A 6,957-nucleotide genomic window follows, 5' to 3' on the forward strand; every position below is an offset into this window, starting at 1 on the left:
GTTGGCTGTCGCGATCGGGGACGGGAGGCAGTGTACAAACTAAAAAACAGGTCGAAGACGATAGCCGACCGCGGTCCGCCCTCAAATCTCCAACCTGCCTGGGATGATATCTACTTCTTAAACTCCACAGTTTCCTTCAGACTATTCCATTCTTCACTCTTGATGAGGCCCAGCCGCCATAAAGCGATGCCCTTCAAATCATAGCGCTTGGCCAGCCCGGTTAGCGTTTTGACGCTGGTTTGATCCTCGCTGTCCATATTTAGCCCCAGGAGGAGCTTGCTGGCACTTGTCTCGTTAAGAGCAAGGCGGATCGCTTCGTCTACTTTGTCTGCGGGCTGCGGCCGGCCGCTATTGTTTCCTGGGAAGTAATCGTAAGCCATGATGACAATCTCGTCTGCCAGAGCCCCCAGTGTCTTATAATCATAGCCTTTATAGGACGAGTTCAACGGGTGCAGAGCCAGGGACAGCTTCAACCCAGCTGTTCGGGTTTGCTTAGACAATTCCTTCACGAAGCTGTTGAAAGCCTGGCGTGTCGCCGTCTTTTCTGTTGTTAAGCCCAGTCCTTCGAAATCAAGCATAATTCCTTGAAACGCCTTCGCTGTCGCAGCGTTCACCATATCGGTAATCGCCTGCTGCTGCAGGGCTGGATCCTCCAAGATCCGGGTCAGTTCGCCTTTCCCATCGCTGGCGAAGACCATCAGATACGGCAAGGTTCGTGCGGAGGCAGCGTCACTCACAAGGCTGTCCGCAGTCACGTTCCCTGCGGGTTGCGGGAGCCTAAACACGTCGCCCGTTTGCGTAAACTCCCCTTTCTCGTTGATCCGGCTCCAGCCGAAAGCGACAGCGTCCAGACTCGGAATCACCCCGACTTCCGAGAAGGAGGAGATGGCGTAGAACCCCAGCGTGTACATCCGTTCCTGCGGGGAGGCGATGGATACGGTCCGCGAAGCTTGGTCCCACCCGACCTGGGCTCCGAACTGCTGACTGAAGAAGCTGAGCGGAATCAGCGTATTGCCTCCAACGGACCGGGGCGCAACCGCCAATGGAACGGAGGTGTTGTTCACTTTCGCCGTTTTGCTGTTCAGCGTTAACTGCACATGAATGGCTTCAGCACCTGTGCCTTTGATCGCGGTGATCGTTTTGGAAGCTTGGTTCCAAGTGACGTTGATGCCGAGCGCTTCGGATATGGAGCGGAACGGAACCAGTGTCGTGCCGTTTACAATCATGGGTTCACCTGCAAAATTCAGCGGGTATCCGTCCAGCAGGATCCGTACCGGTGACGCCGCTTCAACCCGGGGCGACTGCATCCCGGCCAGGCCTCCGGCTAACAGGGTGATGCCCAGCAAGAGCTTCCCAATTAATTTCATTTGTTTCCCCTCTCTCATGCACTTCTAGTTTCCCATTTCCTTATTCTATTAATATAGCAAAATATAACTAGAGTTGCATGAGAGAGCGCGCACAACTCAGTGATAGTCGAGGCATAAGCCAAGTCGTAAAGCCAACTTCTTCCCTCCGGTTGCATTTTATACAGGCATGAGCTATACTTAGTTTCACCGTGCTAGATGGGGAGGTAGCGGTGCCCTGTAACTCGCAATCCGCTATAGCGAGGTTGAAGTCCTGTTAGAGGTCTTGCCGATGTGAGGCCGGTCTTTACGGCAGACGTTGACGGACGGGTCCTCCGCAAGGAGTACCTGTGAACCTGGTCAGGTCCGGAAGGAAGCAGCCATAAGCAGTCCTACGCCTGTGCCGGAGGGCAGCCTGTCTCGAGTCTTGCCGTAAAGGTGCCGCTCGGATCGCAATGATCGATAACAGGTGCACGGTGTATACTTGATCAGAATACATCTTTGTCTGCGGACAGGGGTGTTTTTTTTGTACATAGACCAAAAGGCTATAGTATAATAAGGGAACGACAACCGTCGTTTAAGGAAAGAAAGAGGTGCCGCATAATGGAGCATATTGCGCTGTACCGGGCTTGGCGGCCGCAGTCGTTTCAAGACATGGTGGGGCAGCAGCATATCATTCGCACGTTGCAGAATGCGATCCGTGAACAGCGGCTGTCGCACGCTTACCTGTTCAGCGGTCCGCGCGGAACCGGGAAGACCAGTGCGGCCAAAATTTTGGCCAAAGCGGTCAACTGCGAAAAAGGACCCGCGGCAGAACCCTGCAACGAGTGTGATGCGTGCCGGAGAATCACGGCGGGTGCTGTCATGGATGTACTTGAGATTGACGCCGCTTCCAACCGGGGGGTTGAAGAAATCCGCGATTTGCGCGAGAAGGTGAAATATGCCCCTACGGAAGTGCGGCAGAAGGTTTATATTATCGATGAAGTCCATATGTTAACGACGGAAGCGTTTAATGCGCTGCTGAAGACCCTGGAGGAGCCACCTCCACACGTGATGTTTATTCTGGCAACCACTGAACCGCATCGTCTGCCGGCTACGGTGATATCGCGTTGTCAGCGTTTTGACTTCCGCCGGGTATCGCTGGAAGAGCAAAGCGAACGGCTGCGGATGATCTGCGAGCAAGAGGGCATCGAAGCGGAGAAGGAAGCGATCGAGTATATCGCCAGATTGTCCGACGGCGGGATGCGCGATGCGTTAAGCATTTTGGATCAAATCGCCTCCTTCTCGGGGCGCAAGGTCTCTTATCAGCAGGTGCTGGACATGACCGGCGGCATCGCCTCCCGGCAGTTTGCGGAGCTGGCCAAGACGCTGCTTGACGGCGATATTGGCGGGATGCTGCAGATGATCGACGGCTTTATGCAGGAAGGCAAAAGCGCAGACAAGTGCATGGAGAACCTGCTTTACTATTTCCGTGACTTGCTGATGGTCAAAATGGTGCCGCAAGCGGACAAGTTGACGGAACGTGTGCTGGATCCGCAGGATTTTGCGGAGATTGCCGAGGGCTTCACCCAATCGCAGCTGTTCCGAATCATCGATACGCTTAACCACTACCAGACTGAAATGAAATATGCCGTTCAACCCCAAACCTTGTTTGAGGTCGCTTTGCTGAAGATCTGTACGTTTGGAAAAGATGGCGCGGAAGAGCGTCCGACAGGGGGCCATATTGCCGGAACGGGGGCCGGAGCATCCGCCGATGCTTCTGAGGTCCAACAGCTGCGCCGCCAGCTTGCAGACTTGGAGGCGAAGCTAGAGCGGGCGCTGCAGGGCGGGCTTGCCGCTGGCGGTTCTGCCTCGGGCGCGGGGGGCGGAGGTCATCGTCCATCGCGAAGCCCTGCGCCACGCGTCGCCTCGAAAGCCAAAATCCCCGCAGGGATGGATCAGTATCTGGCCAACCGCAATAGTCCGGAGTTTATGGAAATCCAGCAAAAATGGAATCAAGTGCTCCAGGCCGTCAAGGATGCCAAAATTACGGTCCATGCGTGGTTCGTGAACGGAGAGCCCGTTTCAATCCTGGAGGATAACGTGCTGGTCGCGTTTAAGAACGATATTCACCGCGAGACCACCGAGAAGCCGGCCAATAAGCAAGTCATTGAAACGGTTCTGGAGCGTCAACTGGGCAGACCGTACCATTTGGTCACCATGATGCTGAAGGATTGGAACGATGCGCTGCAAGGGGCGGGCGAACGGTCCGGCGGTGAACCGTTTGAGCTGGAGCATCCGCCGGAGGAAGGTGCGCCTGGATCCGGGAAGGAACCCTGGGTGGATGAAGCGTTAAATATGTTTGGGGATGATCTGGTCGTCATCAAGGAATAACCCAACGAATGGCTTGGACTAGGCGCCAGATCGTGGTTATATTTTTCCACTTATCGCATGATGTGCATGTAGACCAATTTAAGGAGATGTGAAGCAGATGAACAATATGAACCAAATGATGAAGCAAGTGAAAAAAATGCAGGAGCAAATGCTCAAAGCACAGGAAGAGCTTGCGAACAAAACCGTGGAAGGCAGTGCAGGCGGCGGGGTCGTTACCGTACAAGTCAACGGTCACAAAAAAGTGCTGAACCTGACGATCAAACCGGAAGCGGTAGATCCGGACGATGTGGAAATGCTGCAAGACTTGGTGCTGACTGCAGTGAACGATGCTTTGACGAAGGCCGAAGAATTGGCAAACCAAGACATGGGCAAATTTACAGGCGGAATCAAAATTCCTGGCCTGTTCTAATTCTACGAACTGAAGGAGAAGGCCCCATTGTATTATCCCGAACCGATCGCGAAGCTGATCGATGCTTTTACTCATTTGCCCGGTATTGGGCCGAAGACAGCAGCCAGATTGGCTTTTCACGTGCTGAACATGAAGGAAGACGACGTCATTGATTTCGCCAAAGCGCTGGTAAGCGTGAAGCGTAACCTTCATTACTGCTCCATCTGCTGTAACATCACGGATACGGATCCTTGCCGGATTTGTCAGGATAAGACCCGGGACGCTTCCGTTATTTGCGTTGTGCAGGAATCCAAGGACCTGGTCGCAATGGAGCGGACGAAGGAGTTTGATGGCTACTATCATGTGCTGCAAGGGGCAATCTCGCCGATGGAAGGCCTCGGTCCGGATGATATCCGGCTGAAGGAGCTGCTGAATCGCTTAAGTGATGAACGAGTGAAGGAGCTTATCTTGGCAACCAACCCAAACATTGAGGGGGAGGCGACGGCGATGTATATCTCCCGTCTCGTGAAGCCCTTTGATATCCGCGTCACCCGGATTGCCCACGGGTTGCCGGTCGGCGGCGACTTGGAGTATGCGGATGAAGTGACATTATCCAAGGCGTTGGAAGGACGCCGAGAAATTAATTAGTTGCTCCTGAAAAAGTCGATTTTCAAAAATAGTTTCGGGTTGCTGGCTGGGTTGTGAGGGGGAACTTTCCCTAATGATCGGTTTCCATGTTAGTTTTGGAGCATTTTTGCCGCTCTTTGCAGGTTGTGGGTCAGAATCCCGAAGCCGACCCAGCATTTTGAGCCGACAAAGCCCCGATACCTGCTGCGGTTCAAACCGTACTTCCGCTTGAGAAGACTAATCTTCGCTTCTCCAGCTGCACGGTAACGCTGCAAGTCTTTGAACCATAATTCGTTTTCGTACTCGGATCGGGCAATGCCTTTTTTGCCCTTTCGCGGCAAGCTAGCTCGCTTCACACCAAGTTCGGTAATGGCCGTTTCGTTCTTCTTGCTTGAGAAACCGCGGTCGGTCGCTACAGCTTGCGGCGCTTTGCCGAATTGCTTGATATGCGCCTGTACAGCGGGAACGAGCAGTTCATCATCCGAGGGGTTCCCCTCGTAGACAGCATAGCCGGTCACAAAGCCGCTTTCCGTCTCGTCGATTCGCACCTTGTAGCCGAACTCAGTTCCTTTGGCCAGCTTACCTTTCTTAATCGGTCTTGCTTCCGGGTCAAAGAAACTGACGATCCGATCTGCGATGATTCGATTGCCGGAAACGACCTGTTTGGCTTGTTCCAACAACTTGCCGGTTAGCGTGACCGCCTCGGTCAGTTTGGTTTTACTTTGTCGAAGAGCAGCTTTGCCCTTGTCTTGCAGTTTCTCGATAACGGCTTGCGCCTTGTTCACAACGTTCTCGGCTACTTCGATTACGCTCCCAGTGATCCGGTCAACTTCTTCCCAAGATTCACGGGTGCGGCGACGTAGAACTTTCGCGATGGACAGAATCTTTTCCTTGATTTCTGCCGTACGATCTTCAAAGCCTTGAACAGTGTGGGAGGCGATTTTCCGGATTTTCTGAATCGTTCGAGTGATGACTTTTACGCCATCTTGCAACAGCGTAGCGTCTGTCGGGTGATGGATGTCGGATTCCACAACCGTCGTATCCGTGCGCAATTTGCGGGTTTTCAGAACGGCTTTTTCCTCACACTGCTTTACGAGTGCGGCATTGATGTCTTCGACGATCTTGTCGCCGTAGCGTTTGCGGGCATAGATGAGCGTAGACGGGTCGGGCATCGGTTCGTCGATGGCAAACCGGCAGAACATTCGCCATGTGATGCTGTCACCGACTTCCTTCACGAGTGACTCGTAGCCCAAATTGTATTTATGCTTCAGGACCATAAGACGGATGTACTTTTCAATTGCAAGCGTAGGACGGCCGCTTTTCTTGCCTTTCGGGTGCAACTCAGTAAACGGTTGAAGAAAACGGTCGTCGTCCAGTAATTGATCTATGATTGCAAGCTCGACCGGCAACTTTCTAACAGATTCCGGGAGAATGGCATCCCAGATGGTCAATTGCTCGTCTCGAAGTTTCAACATTTTCTTCACCTCTTGGAAGGATTCCCGAGGGCTTCTGTTGAACTCCTATAGCAAAGGAATTCTTCCCTCGGGGTGTGGAACTTTGTTATCTCGTCAATAACAATTTCCATTTTGAGGTGCTGAATTCCTTTTAATTATGCTCAAAACACCCTAACTTTTTCAGGGGAAACTAATTAGTCTTTTTTCTATCGCTTGAAACTAAAGAACTTTAGGCCCTGTCTTTCGTTGGGGCTTAAGGTTCTTTTTGTTTTTCCGACGATGCTGAGGTTCTAAGTTTGTCCTTTCTCCGATACACATGAAATAAAAAAACGGATGGGGAGGCGATCCAACTTGAAGATCTTGAAGCGCTGGGGGGTAGGGCGCTCGAACCTGGCTCACAGGAAAGATGCGATGGAATATAAGCGCGAACTTTATGAGGAAGTCATCAACGCGTTAAAGGAGTGGGAACGGGCCAGCATCGCTTTTCAGGAGGCGGTGGGGCATGATGAAGTGGACGTAGCGATTTACACCCTGGAGGCAGCCGAGCGTAGATATCAAATTCAACTGAAAGCGGCGAAGAAGGCGCAGGTTGATTGGGACGCCTTTCGAAATGGTTCTTATTTTGGCTAAGTTCAAGACCGTTTGATATGGAGGCGGGAAAAAATGAAGCTGGTATTGATCGGTATTTTGGTTGTGTCATTGGCGCTGTTACTGTACATTTTATTTTCGCGTAAAATCGGTTTGGTGTGGCTTTCACGCTTAGGGTTACATG

7 protein-coding genes and 1 other RNA gene (1 of these 8 only partly in view) are annotated in these 6,957 nt (G+C 52.4%); 6 read left to right on the forward strand and 2 right to left on the reverse strand.

The features are described from left to right. Positions 1-110 precede the first annotated feature (110 nt). Positions 111-1,367, reverse strand: coding sequence for a stalk domain-containing protein (locus tag NSQ80_RS00695; protein WP_036646522.1), 1,257 nt, complete (start codon positions 1,365-1,367; stop codon positions 111-113). A 186-nt stretch (positions 1,368-1,553) separates the two neighbouring features. On the opposite strand from NSQ80_RS00695, the gene ffs reads away from it, so the two are divergent. From ffs to recR, 4 genes are all read left to right on the forward strand, one after another. Then, an RNA gene (gene ffs / locus NSQ80_RS00700) (signal recognition particle sRNA large type) lies at positions 1,554-1,820 on the forward strand. A 126-nt stretch (positions 1,821-1,946) separates the two neighbouring features. After that, positions 1,947-3,716, forward strand: coding sequence for a DNA polymerase III subunit gamma/tau (gene dnaX / locus NSQ80_RS00705; RefSeq protein WP_339300914.1), 1,770 nt, complete (start codon positions 1,947-1,949; stop codon positions 3,714-3,716). A gap of 97 nt (positions 3,717-3,813) precedes the next feature. Continuing rightward, a complete protein-coding gene (locus NSQ80_RS00710; RefSeq protein ID WP_009226830.1) occupies positions 3,814-4,125 on the forward strand; it encodes a YbaB/EbfC family nucleoid-associated protein in 312 nt (103 codons plus the stop codon). A gap of 27 nt (positions 4,126-4,152) precedes the next feature. Further along, positions 4,153-4,752 carry a recombination mediator RecR gene (gene recR / locus NSQ80_RS00715; RefSeq protein WP_016314604.1) on the forward strand — a complete coding sequence of 200 codons (600 nt, stop codon included), beginning with the start codon at positions 4,153-4,155 and terminating at the stop codon, positions 4,750-4,752. A gap of 89 nt (positions 4,753-4,841) precedes the next feature. Here the strand turns inward: recR and NSQ80_RS00720 are convergent, their stop codons facing one another. Next, complete coding sequence (locus NSQ80_RS00720) at positions 4,842-6,206, reverse strand: ISNCY family transposase (protein WP_339300023.1); 1,365 nt, start codon at positions 6,204-6,206, stop codon at positions 4,842-4,844. Between the two features lie 330 nt (positions 6,207-6,536). Between NSQ80_RS00720 and NSQ80_RS00725 the strand changes: the two genes are divergently transcribed. Both NSQ80_RS00725 and NSQ80_RS00730 read left to right on the forward strand, forming a co-directional pair. Further along, on the forward strand, positions 6,537-6,815 hold the full coding sequence (locus NSQ80_RS00725) for a DUF2508 domain-containing protein (protein ID WP_323078485.1): 279 nt from the start codon (positions 6,537-6,539) through the stop codon (positions 6,813-6,815). A gap of 33 nt (positions 6,816-6,848) precedes the next feature. Further along, positions 6,849-6,957 carry the 5' end (the start) of a pro-sigmaK processing inhibitor BofA family protein gene (locus tag NSQ80_RS00730; RefSeq protein ID WP_260071143.1) on the forward strand. It continues 155 nt past the right edge of the window, so the window shows 109 of its 264 coding nt (coding positions 1-109); its start codon is at positions 6,849-6,851; the stop codon falls past the right edge of the window.

This window comes from Paenibacillus sp. FSL K6-2441 (assembly GCF_037964765.1).
In the GTDB taxonomy this organism is placed as follows: domain Bacteria; phylum Bacillota; class Bacilli; order Paenibacillales; family Paenibacillaceae; genus Fontibacillus; species Fontibacillus phoenicis.